This is a genomic window from Pseudomonas sp. HN2 (assembly GCF_020736465.1).
Taxonomy (GTDB): Bacteria; Pseudomonadota; Gammaproteobacteria; order Pseudomonadales; family Pseudomonadaceae; genus Aquipseudomonas; species Aquipseudomonas moraviensis_A.
Map to the genome: position 1 here is coordinate 4,947,445 of NZ_CP085885.1, position 15,566 is coordinate 4,963,010.

Annotated in this window: 16 protein-coding genes; 7 read left to right on the forward strand and 9 right to left on the reverse strand. The window is 58.8% G+C overall.

Going from position 1 to position 15,566, the window contains the following annotated elements; all coding sequences use genetic code 11:
- Nucleotides 1-10: 10 nt before the first annotated feature.
- Both LIS66_RS21835 and LIS66_RS21840 read left to right on the forward strand, forming a co-directional pair.
- Nucleotides 11-265, forward strand: a complete 255-nt coding sequence (locus LIS66_RS21835; RefSeq protein WP_042608352.1) for a type II toxin-antitoxin system prevent-host-death family antitoxin — start codon at nucleotides 11-13, stop codon at nucleotides 263-265.
- Entirely contained in the window at nucleotides 262-516 is a 255-nt protein-coding gene (locus LIS66_RS21840; protein ID WP_042608353.1) for a Txe/YoeB family addiction module toxin, read from the forward strand. The genes LIS66_RS21835 and LIS66_RS21840 overlap by 4 nt, the downstream gene beginning before the upstream one ends.
- Here LIS66_RS21840 and LIS66_RS21845 read toward each other — a convergent pair.
- Nucleotides 510-1,697: an aspartate aminotransferase family protein gene (locus LIS66_RS21845; RefSeq protein WP_042608354.1), complete on the reverse strand. Its 1,188-nt coding sequence runs from the start codon at nucleotides 1,695-1,697 to the stop codon at nucleotides 510-512. The genes LIS66_RS21840 and LIS66_RS21845 overlap by 7 nt on opposite strands.
- Nucleotides 1,698-1,799: 102 nt before the next feature.
- Here LIS66_RS21845 and LIS66_RS21850 point away from each other — a divergent pair, with 102 nt between their 5' ends.
- From LIS66_RS21850 to LIS66_RS21860, 3 genes are all read left to right on the forward strand, one after another.
- On the forward strand, nucleotides 1,800-2,720 hold the full coding sequence (locus tag LIS66_RS21850; RefSeq protein WP_227973034.1) for a LysR family transcriptional regulator: 921 nt from the start codon (nucleotides 1,800-1,802) through the stop codon (nucleotides 2,718-2,720).
- Between the two features lie 39 nt (nucleotides 2,721-2,759).
- Complete coding sequence (locus tag LIS66_RS21855; RefSeq protein WP_227973035.1) at nucleotides 2,760-3,164, forward strand: GNAT family N-acetyltransferase; 405 nt, start codon at nucleotides 2,760-2,762, stop codon at nucleotides 3,162-3,164.
- A gap of 133 nt (nucleotides 3,165-3,297) precedes the next feature.
- Nucleotides 3,298-3,999, forward strand: coding sequence for a hypothetical protein (locus LIS66_RS21860; RefSeq protein WP_064364315.1), 702 nt, complete (start codon nucleotides 3,298-3,300; stop codon nucleotides 3,997-3,999).
- A 256-nt stretch (nucleotides 4,000-4,255) separates the two neighbouring features.
- Here LIS66_RS21860 and LIS66_RS21865 read toward each other — a convergent pair whose 3' ends face one another.
- From LIS66_RS21865 to hmpA, 8 genes are all read right to left on the reverse strand, one after another.
- Nucleotides 4,256-4,747 (reverse strand): RidA family protein, encoded by a 492-nt coding sequence (locus LIS66_RS21865; protein ID WP_016773306.1) that lies wholly within the window; start codon nucleotides 4,745-4,747, stop codon nucleotides 4,256-4,258.
- Between the two features lie 235 nt (nucleotides 4,748-4,982).
- Nucleotides 4,983-5,870 carry a heme o synthase gene (gene cyoE / locus LIS66_RS21870; RefSeq protein ID WP_016773305.1) on the reverse strand — a complete coding sequence of 296 codons (888 nt, stop codon included), beginning with the start codon at nucleotides 5,868-5,870 and terminating at the stop codon, nucleotides 4,983-4,985.
- A 10-nt stretch (nucleotides 5,871-5,880) separates the two neighbouring features.
- Complete coding sequence (gene cyoD, locus LIS66_RS21875; protein WP_011335842.1) at nucleotides 5,881-6,216, reverse strand: cytochrome o ubiquinol oxidase subunit IV; 336 nt, start codon at nucleotides 6,214-6,216, stop codon at nucleotides 5,881-5,883.
- The gene (gene cyoC / locus LIS66_RS21880) at nucleotides 6,216-6,839 is read right to left on the reverse strand and encodes a cytochrome o ubiquinol oxidase subunit III (protein ID WP_016773303.1); all 624 of its coding nucleotides are present in this window, start codon (nucleotides 6,837-6,839) and stop codon (nucleotides 6,216-6,218) included. Before cyoC ends, cyoD begins: the two co-directional genes overlap by 1 nt.
- A 3-nt stretch (nucleotides 6,840-6,842) precedes the next feature.
- Complete coding sequence (gene cyoB / locus LIS66_RS21885; RefSeq protein WP_039761405.1) at nucleotides 6,843-8,873, reverse strand: cytochrome o ubiquinol oxidase subunit I; 2,031 nt, start codon at nucleotides 8,871-8,873, stop codon at nucleotides 6,843-6,845.
- Nucleotides 8,874-8,876: 3 nt separating this feature from the next.
- The gene (gene cyoA, locus LIS66_RS21890; RefSeq protein WP_024014231.1) at nucleotides 8,877-9,818 is read right to left on the reverse strand and encodes a ubiquinol oxidase subunit II; all 942 of its coding nucleotides are present in this window, start codon (nucleotides 9,816-9,818) and stop codon (nucleotides 8,877-8,879) included.
- Between the two features lie 827 nt (nucleotides 9,819-10,645).
- A complete protein-coding gene (locus tag LIS66_RS21895; RefSeq protein WP_042608357.1) occupies nucleotides 10,646-11,155 on the reverse strand; it encodes a disulfide bond formation protein B in 510 nt (169 codons plus the stop codon).
- A gap of 243 nt (nucleotides 11,156-11,398) precedes the next feature.
- The gene (hmpA, locus tag LIS66_RS21900) at nucleotides 11,399-12,580 is read right to left on the reverse strand and encodes an NO-inducible flavohemoprotein (protein ID WP_065616629.1); all 1,182 of its coding nucleotides are present in this window, start codon (nucleotides 12,578-12,580) and stop codon (nucleotides 11,399-11,401) included.
- Nucleotides 12,581-12,743: 163 nt separating this feature from the next.
- Between hmpA and norR the strand changes: the two genes are divergently transcribed.
- Both norR and LIS66_RS21910 read left to right on the forward strand, forming a co-directional pair.
- Complete coding sequence (norR, locus tag LIS66_RS21905; RefSeq protein ID WP_065616628.1) at nucleotides 12,744-14,306, forward strand: nitric oxide reductase transcriptional regulator NorR; 1,563 nt, start codon at nucleotides 12,744-12,746, stop codon at nucleotides 14,304-14,306.
- Between the two features lie 356 nt (nucleotides 14,307-14,662).
- Nucleotides 14,663-15,565, forward strand: coding sequence for a chemotaxis protein CheV (locus tag LIS66_RS21910; protein ID WP_042608360.1), 903 nt, complete (start codon nucleotides 14,663-14,665; stop codon nucleotides 15,563-15,565).
- Nucleotide 15,566: the final 1 nt, after the last annotated feature.

Genomic DNA, 15,566 nt, shown 5'->3' on the forward strand with positions numbered 1-15,566 from the left:
GGACTTCAATATGCAAACCATCAACTACACCACCGCCCGTGCGCATTTGGCCGAGACGATGGACCGTGTCAATGAAGATCGTGCGCCGCTATTGGTCACTCGGCAGAAAGGTGAACCAGTAGTGATGATGTCTTTGGCCGAATACAACGCATTGGAAGAAACAGCGTACTTGCTTCGCTCCCCCGCCAACGCCGAACGGCTGATGAAATCCATCGGTGAGTTACGCGCCGGCAAAGCCAAAGTCAGGCAATTGATCGAAGAATGAAAATCGAGTTCACGCCCACAGGCTGGGAAGACTATTTGTGGTTTCAGCAAAACGACAAGGCTGGGCTCAAGCGCATCAATCTTCTGATCAAAGCAATCAAGCGCGAACCGTTTGAGGGTGTCGGTAAACCAGAGGCGCTCAAACATAATATGAGCGGCCTCTGGTCACGCCGAGTAACGGCCGAACATCGTCTGGTGTACAGGGTTGAGGACGGCGAAATCTGCGTCATCAGTTGCCGGTATCACTATTGAACCTGAGCTGAATCAGTCATCAGAGCCCGCCCAACCCCTCTGACAATCATCCCCACCTCGCGCTCATCAATCGTCAGCGGCGGCAGCAACCTGATGGTCTTGCCACGAGTCACGTTGATCAACAACCCATGATCCCGTGCGGCGATCAGCGTCAGGTCGCGCACCGGTTGTTTCAGCTCGATGCCGATCATCAGGCCCTGCCCACGAATCGCCAGCACGTTCGGGTTGTCTGCCAGTTCGGCGCGCAGGCGTTCCAGTAACCGTGCGCCCTGCACCCGCGCATTCTCCAGCAGGCCTTGTTCTTCGATGATGTCCAGCACCGTGCAGCCGACCCGGCAGGCCAGAGGATTACCGCCGAAAGTGCTGCCGTGGCTGCCCGGGGTGAACAGGTCGGCCGCGCGCCCGCGGGCCAGGCAGGCGCCAATCGGCACGCCATTGCCGAGGCCTTTGGCCAGGGTCATGACGTCGGGAACGATGCCTTCATGCTGAAAGGCGAACCACTGCCCGGTGCGGCCGATGCCGGTCTGGATCTCATCGAGCATCAGCAGCCATGCGTGGCGATTGCACAGGTCGCGCAGGGCCTTGAGATAACCCGGCGGTGCGACTTGCACGCCGCTTTCGCCCTGGATCGGCTCGACCAGAATCGCCACGATGCGCGCGCCATGTTTGCGCTGTATTTGCTCCAGCGCCGCGAGATCACCGAACGGCACTTTGACGAAATCCCCCGGCAATTCGTTGAATCCCAGCCGCACTGCCGGGCCATCGCTGGCGGACAACGTGCCAAGCGTGCGGCCATGAAAAGCATTAGCCATGACCACCACCAGCGGCTGCTCGATACCTTTGCGCCAGCCGTACAGACGTGCCAGTTTCAGTGCCGTCTCGTTCGCTTCGGCCCCGGAATTGTTGAAGAACGCGCGCTCCATCCCCGATAACGCCGTCAGCCGTTTAGCCAGTTGTTGCTGCCAATCGATGCTGTACAGGTTGGAGGTGTGCAACAGCAATCCCGCTTGCTCGCTGATCGCCGAGACAATGCGCGGATGCGAGTGGCCGACGTTGGTCACTGCCACACCGGCAACGGCGTCCAGGTATTCGCGCCCCGCCTGATCCCACAGGCGCGTGCCCAGGCCTTTGGTGAAACTCAGGGCCAGTGGTTGGTAGGTGTTCATCAGGGCGGCGGTCATGACGTGAAACTCCATTGCAGGTCGGTGTTTTTGCAGTATGGTTAGCCACCTGAGCTGGATAAACCCGGAATAACTTCAATCATTTAAAAGCCGAGCTTGATAATGGACCTGTTTCAGTCGATGGGCGTTTACGTCAAAGTGGTCGAAACGGGGAGCATGACGGCAGCCGCCGGAAAGTGCGAAATGTCGACGACGATGGTGGGCAATCATCTGCGCGCGCTGGAGCAACGCCTCGGTGTGCAACTGTTGCAACGCACCACGCGGCGTCAGCGCCTGACCGAATTCGGCAGCGTCTATTATCAACGCTGCCTGGAAGTGCTTGGCCTGGTGGCGGACTCCGAACGCCTTGCCGAACAAGCATCGGATGAGCCGCGCGGCTTGCTGCGCATCACCGCGCCGCTGACCTTCGGCGTCGAACGACTGACCCCGGCCCTCAGCGAATATTCGTTGCTGTATCCGCAAGTGAAACTCGACGTGGTGCTGACCAACAGCCGCCCGGATCTGCTGGAAAACGGCCTCGATGTTGCGTTCCGCCTGGGCAATTTCGACCAGTCCAACCTGATCGCCCGCCCCCTGATCGACTACACCCTGACGGTCTGCGCCTCCCCCGAATACATCGCGCGACGCGGCATGCCGCACACACCACAGGATTTGCAGCAGCACGATTGCCTGTCCTTCGCCTACCCGGCCGGGGATGATTGGCAATCGGTGGAAAAACGCTGGCGTCTGAGCGGCCCGGAAGGCGAAGTCCTCATCGACGTCAGCGGGCCGATGCTGATCAACAGCTCCGCCGGACTGCATCAGGCGGCGCGCAACGGCATGGGCATCATGATGCTGCCCGATGCCTTGGTGGAGCAGGACTTGCGCGACGGCAAACTGGTCAGGGTGATGGCCGACTACCAACCACCGAGCCGACCGATGCATCTGCTGTATGCGCAGGATCGCTATCGACTGCCGAAGCTGAGACGGTTCGTCGAGTTTGCGATGCGTACGTGGGGGAAACCTGACGTCGGCCGGCCGTAATCATTCACGATGGACATTTACAAAGGACTGGTACCAACCATGAACGACGCCCTGACCGTGCGCGACTTGCATCCCGGCGAAACAGAGTCGGCGAGGCTGTTTCTCGACCAGCATGGCTGGGGCCATCGCACCGGTGATGCCGACACTTTTGCTCGTCTGATTCACAATTCGCAGCGAACGGCTGTCGCGCTCGCAGGCGAGCAGATTGTGGGATTCGCTCGAGCGATTACCGATGAGGTCTCCAACGGCTATCTGTCGATGGTGGTGGTCGATGACCAGCATCGGCGCAAGGGAATTGGCCGGGCACTGGTGGAGCATGTGATGGGCAATGACCCCGCTATCACTTGGGTGCTACGCGCAGGACGCGAGGGCGCTGAAGCTTTTTTTGCCAGCCTGGGCTTCCAGAAGTCCGTGATTGCCATGGAACGTCCGCGCCGCAAATAGCGCGCAGTGGAAAAATCCCGACCGGCAGACCGTTGCTCCGTGACAACGCCGCCCCGCTCCCCTAAATTAGGCGGCCTGAAAAAGACCTCGTGCTTTCTCGCCTCAACTCAAGTTAAAAAGTAGTGAAATTTCAATGTCCGATTTCAACACCGCTGAATCCGTAGTCACCCAGTCGTCCAAAGCGGAATACGAAAACTCCATCAATCTTTCACAACACCTGCCTCAAGCCAAAATCATCAGCGAGATGGTCCTGGACGCGTTCCAGTCGACCCGCGAAAGCGACCAGATCCGCGAATTGCGTGCGGCGATCCGTCAGGCGCATGACAGCTTTGATGACGACAAGGCGTACGAGCTGATGGGCGAACTCAAGCGCCTGAAAGACGCCGAGGCAGCGGACATCGCTGCACTGGAGGACTTGAGCAGCAAGTTCTCGATCGGGCGCATTCTGTCCAGCTTCAAGGACGATCCGGCATTCCAGGAAATCGTTTATGGCCTGGCCCTCAAAGTGCTGAACCAGACTCACCAGGCGATCAGCAACCCGAGCGGCGGCAAGAGCAAGGCTGCAAAAAAGAAAGAAGTGGAAATCTTCACCATCAGCAAGGACGGCGCCAGCGTAACCCTGCCAATGCGCACGCCGCGTTCGCGTCTGAACGTTGACCGTGCGGCGCTGGAGTTCCTCGGCTTTACCTTCGTGGGTGAAGGCGATGAAGCCGAGCTGGAGAGCGAAACCTTTGTCGACAACGCCGGTACGGAACAGGCTGTGAACCGCAAGAACATCATCACGGCACTGCAACAGCAGACTGCGTTCGATGGGTATAGCATCGCGGCGCAGTAATCTGCCAAGCGCTTGCGAAAAAGCCTCGTGCTGAGCAATCAGACGGGGCTTTTTTTCGGCTTGAGATCGGTGGTGTAGCTAACCTCGTCGCCCCTCACCCCAGCCCTCTCCCGAGGGAGAGGGAGCCGATTTGTGGGCTGTTCGGAATTCGCATTCGACGCGATATTCCGTTTCGACGCGTCTCGCCCAATCACCTCGGTCAGTCCCCTCTCCCCCCGGGAGAGGGTTAGGGTGAGGGGAGCAGGCGCCGAAGATTTCAAGCCGAAGGATGCAACGCCGCAATCATGTCCACTTCAATAGCCGCATTCTTCGGCAGCTGATACACGCCGATGGTCGTGCGGGTATGCCGCCCGGCATCGCCCAGCACATGACTGAACACGTCCGAAGCGCCGTTGGCCACTTCGCTGAGGTCAACGAAATCAGCCGTCGACTTCACGTACACCGTGACTCGCAACAACGCGCGGATCTTGTCCAGTGACCCCACCGCATCGACTATCAGTGCCAGGCAACGCATCGCGCTGATGCTCGCCGCGGCTTGCGCATCCTTGAGGTTCAATTCCAGCCCCACGCGACCGGGATACAGAATCTTGCCATTGACCCGTGGCACCATGCCGCTGATGTACAGCTCATCGTGATGACGGATCAGCGGCGCGTAATTGCCACCGGCGGTGTTCTCGCCATAGATGTCGTAGTTGAGTTCTTCGGCCAGGGCGATAAAGCGCTCATCGCAGGTCATCCGTTCGGTCATTGCGCCCAGCCTTTTGATCAATGCACGGGTTAGGACAGTCGAGCACCGAAGGATGGCTTGGAGCTACTACTGTCGGGGTTGGATCCGAATCTAGGTCTTTTACCGAATGGCCGCAACCGCAAACTGTGGGAGCGAGCCTGCTCGCGAATGGCAGCACCCCGAACGAGCATATTTCAGCCAACAAAAAAACCCGCACATCTCTCAACGTGCGGGGTTTTCCTGAAGCTTGCAAACCTTACGGCGCGTACGTCAGCAGCAGCTCTGTCGGCACCTTGAAGTCCAGGGACATCATGACGCTCAACGCAGTGATGGTGAAGATCGAGAACACGAACAGCTTGCGTGCCCAGACGGTGTCATCGACTGCCTTGTAGCCGGTCCAGGCCATGTACAGCCAGTACATGCCCATGGCGGCGGCGACGGCGAGGTAGCTCATGCCGGCGTAGCCGCTGAAGGTCAGCATCAAGGTCGCCACGAGGAACGCCAGGATGTAGAGCAGGATGTGCTTCTTCGCCACCTGGATTCCGCGTTTCACTGGCAGCACCGGAATCGATGCGGCCAGGTAATCGTTGAAACGGAAAATCGCGATAGCGTAGGAATGCGGCATCTGCCACAGGCTGAACATCACCAGCAGGGTCAGTGCGGCCATGTCGAAGCTGTTGGTCACGGCCACGTAACCGATCACTGGCGGCATGGCGCCCGACAGGCTGCCCACCAGCGTGCCGTGAACCGACTTGCGCTTGAGGTACAGGCTGTAGAAGCCGACGTAGATGATGAAGCCGATTACTGCGAACAGGGCAGCCAACGGGTTGGCCACCTTGTACAACAGGGCAACGCCGAGAACACCCAGAATGGTCGCGTAAACCAGGGCCAGTTTCAGGGAGATGAGGCCCTGGACCAGCACACGGTTCTTGGTGCGTTCCATCTTCAGGTCGATGTCGCGGTCGATGCAATTGTTGAACACGCAACCGGAGGCCACGACCAGGGAAGTACCGATCATGGCGGCCAGGAACACCGCCAGATCGACATGCCCTTTCGAGGCCAGGAAGAACCCGCCTGCCACAGAAAGCACGTTACCGAAAATGATCCCCGGTTTGGTGATTTGGATAAAGTGCTTGAGCGACATCGGGTCTACCTCACTTCGCCATCATGTACGTGTGGATGCTGAACATGATCCACAGCGACAGGCCAACCAGCAGCACGATCACAATCGCCGTGAAGACGAACGCGATCACGTTGTTACGCTGTGCAATGGAGCGGTCCAGGTGCAGGAAGTAATACAGGTGAACGATCACCTGGATCACTGCGAACAGCAGAACGATTGCCAGCGTCGTCGACTTCGGCAGGGTCGGGTACATCACCAGACCGAACGGAATGACGGTCAGGATTACCGACAGGATGAAGCCGATGGCGTACGACTTGACGCTGCCGTGGCCAGCATCGTGGCTGTCATGGGAGTGTGCATTAGCCATTACAGAGTCCCCATCAGGTAAACAACGGTGAAGACGCAGATCCAGACCACGTCCAGGAAGTGCCAGAACAGGCTCAGGCAGCTCAGACGGGTCTTGTTGGTCGACGTCAGGCCATGCTTGTTGACCTGATACATCATGATGCCCATCCAGATCAGACCGGCCGAAACGTGCAGACCGTGGGTACCGACCAGGGTGAAGAACGCCGACAGGAAGCCCGAACGGCTAGGACCGAAGCCCTCGGAGATCAGCAGGTGGAACTCGTTGATCTCCATGGCGATGAAGCCCGCGCCGAGCAGGAAGGTCATGAACAACCAGCCCAGGACCGCCTGCTTCTTGCCCTTGTACAACGCCAGCATGGCGAAGCCGTAGGTGATCGAACTGAACAACAGCAGAGCGGTTTCGCCCAGCACGTATGGCAGTTCGAAGATGTCGTGGCCCGACGGGCCACCGGCAACATTGTTTACCAGTACTGCGTACACCGCGAAGATCGATGCAAACAGAATGCAGTCGGTCATCAGGTAGAGCCAGAAACCGTATACGGTCATCTCGCCCGAGTCGTGGTGATGGTCATCGTGCCCATGGTCACCATGGGCGTGTCCAACATTGGTCACTAAGTTCGACATGGTTTAAGCCTGTTCCAACGAGGTTTCAACACGGGTGGCATTGGCCGGGATTTTCCCTGCCGCGACCAGACGCTTGTGCTGCTCGGCTTCGATACGCTCGATCGTTTCAACCGGAACCATATAGCCCTGGTCGTCACGCGCAGCGTGGATCACGAAGTAAACGACGGTGCCTACCAGGCTCGCGATCGCCAGCCACCAGATGTGCCAGATCATCGCGAAACCGAAGACGGTCAACAGCGCGCCCATCACCACGCCGGTGGCGGTGTTGTTCGGCATGTGGATCGGCTCGTACTTGGCCGGACGCTGATACGCAGTACCGTTTTCCTTGGCCTCGGTGAACGGGTCGATGCAGTCAGCCTTAGGCAGCACAGCGAAGTTGTAGAACGGTGGTGGCGACGAGGTCGACCATTCCAGCGTGTGCGCATTCCACGGGTCACCGTGATCGCAAACGTTCTCTGGCTTGTTGCGGTCACGCACACTGACGTACAGCTGGATCAGTTGGCAGGCGATACCGGCAGCAATCATCACCGCACCGAACATGGCAACGTACAGGTACGGTACCCACTCAGGGTTGGTGGTGGCGTTCAGACGACGGGTCATGCCCATGAAGCCCAGTGCATAGAGCGGCATGAACGCGACGAAGAAGCCCGAGATCCAGAACCAGAACGCTGCTTTGCCCCAGCCTTCGTGCAGCTTGAAGCCGAACGCTTTCGGGAAGTAGAACGCGAAGCCAGCGATGTAGCCGAATACCGCACCGCCGATGATCACGTTGTGGAAGTGCGCGATCACGAACAGGCTGTTGTGCAGCACGAAGTCAGCACCCGGAATGGCCAGCAGTACGCCGGTCATGCCGCCGATGGCGAAGGTCACCATGAAGCCCAGGGTCCACATTACCTGGCTGGTGAAGCGCAGACGGCCCTGGTAGATGGTGAACAGCCAGTTGAACAGCTTCACACCCGTCGGGATGGAAATCAGCATCGTCGCCAGACCGAAGAAGGCGTTGACGCTTGCACCCGAACCCATGGTGAAGAAGTGGTGCAGCCAGACCATGAAGCCCAGTACCGAGATCGCGCCCGAGGCGTAGATCATCGAGTGGTGGCCGAACAGTTTCTTGCCGGTGAAGGCCGAGATCACTTCCGAGAAGATGCCGAAGGCCGGCAGGATCAGGATGTAAACCTCAGGGTGGCCCCACGCCCAGAACAGGTTGACGTACATCATCGGATTGCCACCAAGTTCATTGGTGAAAATGTGGAAATCCATGTAACGGTCAAGGGTCAGCAGTGCCAGGGTCGCGGTCAGGATCGGGAACGAAGCCACGATCAGAACGTTTGCCCAGGTGCAGGTCCAGGTGAAGATCGGCATGTCCATCAGTTTCATGCCAGGGGTACGCATTTTCAGTACGGTCGCGAGGAAGTTGACCCCGGTTAACGTCGTACCCAATCCGGATAGCTGTAGCGCCCAGATGTAGTAATCCATACCTACGCCAGGACTGTATTGCAGACCCGACAGCGGCGGATACGCAACCCAACCGGTCTTGGCGAATTCACCGATACCCAGCGACAGGTTGATCAGCACAACGCCGGATACCAGCAGCCAGAAGCTCAGGGAGTTCAGGAACGGGAAGGCAACGTCACGCGCACCGATCTGCAGCGGCACTGCAAGGTTCATCAGGCCGGTGAAGAATGGCATCGCCATGAAGATGATCATGATCACACCGTGAGCGGTGAAGATCTGGTCATAGTGTTCAGGTGGCAGGTAGCCAGGCGAACCCTCGGTGGCCATGGCCAGCTGGGTACGCATCATGATCGCGTCGGCAAAGCCGCGCAGCAGCATGACCATGGCGACGATGATGTACATCACGCCGATTTTCTTGTGGTCGACCGAAGTCAGCCACTCGGTCCACAGGTACGTCCACTTCTTGAAATAAGTGATCGCAGCGAACAGTGCCAGACCACCGAGGGCGATCATGGCGATGGTCACCATCACGATCGGCTCGTGGAATGGGACTGCTTCCCAACTTAATTTACCAAACATCGTTTACTCCTCTGCCCCGGCAGCTGAATGCGAACCCGCGTCAATATCCGTGGCCGCCACTTCTTTCTCTTTCTTCTCGTGCTTCAGCGGCTTGCCCGGCTTCATACCTTCGTACTTGTCGACGATGATCTGGAACTGGTTCGGCGTGACCGACGAGTAGAGCTCGACTGGGTTGTTCTGGCTCGGTTTGGCCAGGGCTGCGTATTCAGCCTGATCAAGCTGTTTAGGCGACTTCTTGACTTCACTGACCCAGGCGTCGAAATCTTCCTGAGTGGTGGAGATAGCCTTGAATTTCATACCGGTGAAACCGGCGCCGCTGTAGTTGGCGGAGATACCGTCCATTTCAGCGTTGCGGTCGGCGATCAGGTGCAGCTTGGTCTGCATGCCCGCCATCGCGTAGATCTGGCCGCCCAGGCCCGGGATGAAGAACGAGTTCATCACGGCGTCGGAGGTGATCTTGAAGTTGATCGGCGTGTGCGCCGGGAACACGATCTTGTTGACCGTGGCGATGCCTTGTTCCGGATAGATGAACAGCCACTTCCAGTCCAGCGCGACGACTTCGATGGTCACCGGCTTGACGTCAGACTCGATCGGACGATACGGGTCCAGCTCGTGAGTCGAGATGTAAGTGATGTAACCCAGGGCGATGATGATCAGCACCGGGATGGTCCATACGGCCACTTCGATCTTGGTCGAGTGCGACCACTTCGGCGTGTAGACGGCGTTCTTGTTCGAAGCGCGGTACTTCCAGGCAAACAGGAAGGTCATGACGATGACCGGCACGACGACCAATAGCATCAGCAGCGTGGCGGTGATGATCAGGTTGCGCTGTTCCAGGCCGACCTGGCCCGTTGGATTGAGCAAGGTCATGTTGCAGCCTCCCAGCAGCAACGTGCCGAGCAGCGGCACTAGGCCTAGTAATCTGGGGTACCTGTTTTTACTCATCTCACGACCTCTAAAGCAGCTTGCGCAATGCAGTTGGGTTTTGATCGCCAACACTTCACCCTGCCAAGGGTTGGCATTTTCTTTGGATTGAATAAGGGCCGCCCGTCGCGCGTCTCACGCTCGACAAAACCTTGGGACAGCGTTCAGTTCTTATTCGAATTCGTGGTCAAAGGCCTTGTTACAGACCAATTCCATTTGGTGCGGAAAATTGGAAAGGCACCGACACCTGGGTGTCTTGAAAGCCTCGCGGCTCGCTCGACACCCGACCTCCTGATCAGTTCCTTGATAAAGGCTGAACAGCGCCGGGAATTCAGTGCGGGCGATTGTAGATAGGTAGCGCCCTATACACCATGTCTTATCCCGAAATAATTTTTATCACTCAGAGCAACAATCCATCGCCATTTTTGCAAAAGTTGCGGGTGTTATTGAAAGCTCTTCTCAACAAACCCGGCAAAATGTGCACATGTAACCGCCTCAAATCAGACAGCTCTGCGAGCCGCCTGCGAGCGCCTGACCGGCGCAAAGCCCGATATTCCAAGGCCTTCGCCTACATGCCGGGGCCTGTTAAAACTGCCTGATCCGGCGCCTCCGCCCTGAAGCCCGAAATCGTCGAAACTGGCCAATGTTTTTATGTAACAGGCGGCCAATCCGCCGCATCCCGAGCCCCTGCGACAGCCTGTGTGTGACAACATGTCGCACACTTGCCGCATGCTTCATTGCCGTTCGTCACGGTGTTTTCACAAACGCTCTGAAATGCAAAACGCCTCGATTTTCAGCAGCGAAAATCGGGGCGTTTTGTTTATCGGCACTCCCGCGCAAAAGTTGACTCAGCGCAGCGCTTTTCGATTACGCGAGGTCAGCAGCGGCACCAGAATCACCACCAGCACGAACGCCACCAGCGCCCACTGCGCCAGCGACAGACCGAGGATCGGCGGATACGGCGTCGAGCAGAAACCGTCGACCTGGAAGCCCAGCGGGAAGATCTTCGCCAGCGGCAAATCATCGACAATCGGCTGCAGCACATCGACGCCACAACTCACCGCCGGATAGAACTGCGTATAGACGTGATGCCCGGCCACAGCGGCCCCGGCAAGCGCACAGATCACCACCAGCGTTTCGAACACGGTGATGCTGCGACGGCTGCGCATGCCCGCGCCGATGAAGGCGAACAGTGCGATCAGCAGCAATGCATAGCGCTGCAGAATGCACAGCGGGCACGGTGCCTCACCCAAGACGATCTGCATGTACAGCGCACCGCCGATCAACGCCAGGCAGATGATCCCCAGCAGCACCAGATAGCGCCGCTCACGTCCCAACCGCATCGTTTCCTCGCTCATTGCCTTTCCCTTGTAAGTCCATGGTCCAGCCGGCCGGCGGCTGAAATTGTCGCAAGTCTACACCGGGGCAATAAACGATAAAGCGGTTAAGGAATGATTAACCAACAAAGCTTTGCGGCGCGCAGAAGGTTCGCGAGCAGGCTCGCTCCCACAATGGATCTGCGTCGGACACAAACTCTGTGAACAGTGCAAAACCTGTAGGAGTGAGCCTGCTCGCGATGCAGGCGACTCGGTCGTTGACGGTTATTCCAAAGCAGAAGCCGGCCCGAAGAACTCGTAACGGCTCTGTTTCTCCGGCACGCCCAACGCTTTCAGATGCCGCTTGATCGCGCCCATGAACCCTTTCGGCCCGAGGAAGTACGCATCGACATCACGCTGCGCCGGCAACCATTCGCCGAGCAGCTCTTCACTGAGCATGCCGACCTTGTCCGCCGCCGGGCTCACGCCGTCTTCTTCGGCGTAGCAATAGAAGCGCTTGAGCTGTGGATGACGTTCAGCCAGCCCATCGACCCAGTCACGGAACGCGTGGACGCTGCCGTTTCGCGCGCAGTGGATAAAATGCACCGGACGCTCGGTCTCCAACGCCGCTTCCAGCATCGCCAGCGTCGGGGTAATGCCGACACCGCCGCTGATCAGCACCAGCGGTTTGTCGCTGGCCGCCAGGGTGAACTCGCCGGATGGCGGGAACAGTTGAATGCTTGAGCCGACCTGCAGTTGATCATGCAGATAATTCGACGCGCGGCCACCCGGTTCACGCTTGACGCTGATGCGGTACTGGCCGTGATTGGCCAGTGCCGACAGCGAATAGTTGCGGCGGATTTCTTCGCCATCGAGGTGCAGCTTCATGCCGATGTACTGACCCGGTTCAGCCGCAAGAATCGGCCCTTTGTCCACCGGCTCGAAGTAGAACGAGGTGATTTCGGCGCTCTCTTGCACTTTCGCCGCGACGATGAACTCCCGCGCACCGCGCCAGCCGCCGACTGCGTGTTCTTTTTGGTCGTAGATCGCGGTTTCCGCACCAATCAGGATGTCGGCCAGTTGCCCGTACGCCGCGCCCCAGGCGCTCATCACTTCGGGCGTAGCGATCTCTTCACCGAGCACTTCGGAAATGGCCCGCAGCAGGCAGGTGCCGACGATCGGGTAGTGCTCGGGCAGAATCTGCAGGGCCACGTGCTTGTTGATGATCTTCGCCACCAGATCGCCCAACTGGTCGAGCTGATCGATGTGCCGGGCATACATCAGCACGCCGTTAGCCAAGGCACGCGGCTGATCGCCACTGGCCTGGTGCGCCTGGTTGAACAGCGGGCGCACTTGCGGGTATTCGGAAAGCATCATGCGATAAAAGTGCGTGATCAACGCCTCGCCGCCGCTTTCCAGCAGAGGCACGGTGGATTTGACGATGGCACGATCCTGGACGCTAAGCATAAGGTGACTCCTGCGCTTTCTTGAAAGATTGCACTAGAGGTATCAGCTTTCGTGCCAACTTATTAATCGTTCAAATTCAATAGCTTGAAACCAACATAGTCATTTCGACACAAATGCACGTATAGTCATCACGACTACACTTTGTCTCTTTGACTACATCACCATGACCGCCAAATCCTTGCTTACCGCCCTGCTGCCTCTGGTCGCTGACCTGTCCCGCGAATTGCCCGAAGGTGAGCGCTACCGGCGCTTGCTCGAAGCCATGCGCGCCTTGTTGCCCTGCGATGCCGCCGCGTTACTGCGTCTGGACGGTGAGTCCTTGGTGCCGCTGGCGGTGGACGGCTTGAGTACCGACACCCTCGGCCGCCGCTTCAAAGTCAGCGAACACCCACGGTTTGAAATTCTGCTGGCCGGCGCCGGTCCGACGCGCTTCGCCGCCGACAGCGAACTGCCCGATCCCTATGACGGATTGGTCGATGGCCTCGACGATCACCTCGAAGTGCACGACTGCCTCGGCTGTCCTTTATTTGTCGATGAGAAACTCTGGGGGCTGATCACCCTTGATGCGCTCGACCCCGAGCGTTTCGAGCCGATCGAACTCGATGCCCTGCAAGCCTTCGCCAGCCTCGCCTCGGCCACGGTCAACGCTGCCGAGCGCATCGAGCGTCTGGCCACACGCGCCGAAGATGAACATCAGCGCGCCGAGGTTTACCGTCAGGCCAGCGGCCAGCAGAACCGCGAAATGATCGGCCAGAGCAAAGCGCACAAACGTCTGGTGGAAGAAATCAATCTGGTCGGCGGCAGTGACCTGACCGTGCTGATCACCGGCGAAACCGGTGTCGGCAAGGAGCTGGTCGCCCAAGCGATTCACGCCGCTTCCCCGCGCGCCGACAAACCGATCATCAGCCTCAACTGCGCCGCCCTGCCTGACACACTGGTGGAAAGCGAACTGTTCGGCCACGTGCGCGGTGCTTTCACCGGCGCTACCAGCGACCGCCGCGGCAAATTCGAGCTGGCCAATGGCGGCACGCTGTTTCTCGATGAAGTCGGCGAGCTGTCGCTGACGGTCCAGGCCAAATTGCTGCGCGTATTGCAGAGCGGACAGTTGCAACGCCTGGGCTCGGACAAGGAGCATCAGGTTGATGTGCGCTTGATTGCCGCGACCAATCGCGATCTGGCCGAAGAAGTACGCAGCGGTCGCTATCGGGCCGACTTCTATCACCGCTTGAGTGTCTACCCGCTGCGGGTGCCGGCGCTGCGCGATCGCGGCCGCGATGTGTTGCTGCTCAGCGGCTTTTTTCTCGAGCAGAACCGCTCGCGCATGGGCCTTAACAGCCTGCGCTTGAACGGCGATGCGCAAGAGGCGCTGCTGGCGTACACCTGGCCGGGGAATGTGCGCGAGCTGGAGCATTTGATCGGGCGCAGTGCACTGAAGGCGCTGGGTAATTGCAAGGTGCGGCCGAAAATCCTGAGTCTGAGTGCGGCGGATCTGGATTTGCCGCGTGAGGTTGTGGATAACGTGGTTGTGCCTGTTACCGCAGGCTTGGCCAATGAGATGCCAATGATCGGCGGGGATTTGCGCAGTGCCACTGATGAGTTTCAGCGGCGCCTGATCAGTGCAGCGCTGGAACGTCATCGGGATAACTGGGCGAGTGCGGCGCGAGAGCTGGGGGTGGATCGGGCGAACCTTGGGCGGATGGCCAAGCGCTTGGGAATGAAAAGCTGAAGATTATCGCCAAGGCCTAAAGCCCCCTCACCCCAGCCCTCTCCCAGAGGGAGAGGGAGCCGATTCGGGAATATTGGAGAACTCCGTCGACCTGGGTGTGATTTACCGAATCCGTAACCTGACCGACTCCCGTGCGCTAATTGATTCAAACTCTTCGAGTCCATAATCGATTCGATCTTTCAGGTCGATGTATGACGCAGGACACCTCGGTCGGCTCCCTCTCCCTCCGGGAGAGGGCTGGGGTGAGGGGCTTTTGATCTGTGACGACAAACCTAAAGCCCACTCCATTCAAGCCGATAACCCGGCATCAAAGGTTTCTGGCGATTTGCACTCTCGCCCATCCACAGAAGGTTCTTATGTCCTCCACCAAAGCCCGCGCAGATTCACTTTCGCTTCTGCTGTTTACCTTGCGCAGCGGCAAGCTGATGGCGATCAACCTGCTGAAAGTCAGTGAAATCATTCCCTGCCCGCCGCTGACCAAGCTGCCGGAGTCGCACCCGCACGTCAAAGGCATCGCCTCCCTGCGTGGTGCCTCGCTGTCGGTGATCGACCTCAGCCGCGCGATCGGCGAGCGGCCGCTGGAAGATCCCAACGGCGGCTGCCTGATCGTCACCGATGTCAGCCGTTCCAAGCAGGGTCTGCACGTGCAGGCGGTGAGCAAGATCGTCCATTGCCTGACCACCGACATCAGGCCGCCACCGTTCGGCTCCGGCGGTTCGCGTGCCTACATCACCGGCGTGACCTCGGTGGACGGTACGCTGGTGCAGGTGCTGGATATCGAAAAAGTCATCCACAGCATCGCCCCGGCGCAGATCGAAATGGCGCCGACCGACCTGACCATGGAAGACGCCGAAGTCCTCGGCAACGCGCGGATTCTGGTGGTCGATGACAGCCAGGTGGCGCTGCAACAATCGGTGCACACCCTGCGCAACCTCGGCCTGCAGTGCCACACCGCGCGCAGTGCCAAGGAAGCCATCGACTGCCTGCTCGATCTGCAGGGCACCGCGCAGCAGATCAACCTGATCGTCTCCGACATCGAAATGTCCGAGATGGACGGCTATGCCTTCACCCGCACGCTGCGCGAAACCCCGGATTTCGCGCACTTGTACGTGCTGCTGCACACCTCGCTCGACAGCGCGATGAACAGCGAAAAGGCCCGACTGGCGGGAGCGAATGCAGTGCTGACCAAGTTCTCCTCGCCGGAACTGACCCAACGTCTGATCGAAGCGGCCAAGCACGTCGCGGCCAACGGGCACTGAG

What these genes read in the sequence shown, in the direction of transcription:
- LIS66_RS21835 (WP_042608352.1), top strand. Translation starts at nt 11, where the DNA reads ATGCAAACCATCAACTACACCACCGCCCGTGCGCATTTGGCCGAGACG.
- LIS66_RS21840 (WP_042608353.1), top strand. Translation starts at nt 262, where the DNA reads ATGAAAATCGAGTTCACGCCCACAGGCTGGGAAGACTATTTGTGGTTT.
- LIS66_RS21845 (WP_042608354.1), bottom strand. Translation starts at nt 1,697, where the DNA reads ATGACCGCCGCCCTGATGAACACCTACCAACCACTGGCCCTGAGTTTC.
- LIS66_RS21850 (WP_227973034.1), top strand. Translation starts at nt 1,800, where the DNA reads ATGGACCTGTTTCAGTCGATGGGCGTTTACGTCAAAGTGGTCGAAACG.
- LIS66_RS21855 (WP_227973035.1), top strand. Translation starts at nt 2,760, where the DNA reads ATGAACGACGCCCTGACCGTGCGCGACTTGCATCCCGGCGAAACAGAG.
- LIS66_RS21860 (WP_064364315.1), top strand. Translation starts at nt 3,298, where the DNA reads ATGTCCGATTTCAACACCGCTGAATCCGTAGTCACCCAGTCGTCCAAA.
- LIS66_RS21865 (WP_016773306.1), bottom strand. Translation starts at nt 4,747, where the DNA reads ATGACCGAACGGATGACCTGCGATGAGCGCTTTATCGCCCTGGCCGAA.
- cyoE (WP_016773305.1), bottom strand. Translation starts at nt 5,870, where the DNA reads ATGTCGCTCAAGCACTTTATCCAAATCACCAAACCGGGGATCATTTTC.
- cyoD (WP_011335842.1), bottom strand. Translation starts at nt 6,216, where the DNA reads ATGGCTAATGCACACTCCCATGACAGCCACGATGCTGGCCACGGCAGC.
- cyoC (WP_016773303.1), bottom strand. Translation starts at nt 6,839, where the DNA reads ATGTCGAACTTAGTGACCAATGTTGGACACGCCCATGGTGACCATGGG.
- cyoB (WP_039761405.1), bottom strand. Translation starts at nt 8,873, where the DNA reads ATGTTTGGTAAATTAAGTTGGGAAGCAGTCCCATTCCACGAGCCGATC.
- cyoA (WP_024014231.1), bottom strand. Translation starts at nt 9,818, where the DNA reads ATGAGTAAAAACAGGTACCCCAGATTACTAGGCCTAGTGCCGCTGCTC.
- LIS66_RS21895 (WP_042608357.1), bottom strand. Translation starts at nt 11,155, where the DNA reads ATGAGCGAGGAAACGATGCGGTTGGGACGTGAGCGGCGCTATCTGGTG.
- hmpA (WP_065616629.1), bottom strand. Translation starts at nt 12,580, where the DNA reads ATGCTTAGCGTCCAGGATCGTGCCATCGTCAAATCCACCGTGCCTCTG.
- norR (WP_065616628.1), top strand. Translation starts at nt 12,744, where the DNA reads ATGACCGCCAAATCCTTGCTTACCGCCCTGCTGCCTCTGGTCGCTGAC.
- LIS66_RS21910 (WP_042608360.1), top strand. Translation starts at nt 14,663, where the DNA reads ATGTCCTCCACCAAAGCCCGCGCAGATTCACTTTCGCTTCTGCTGTTT.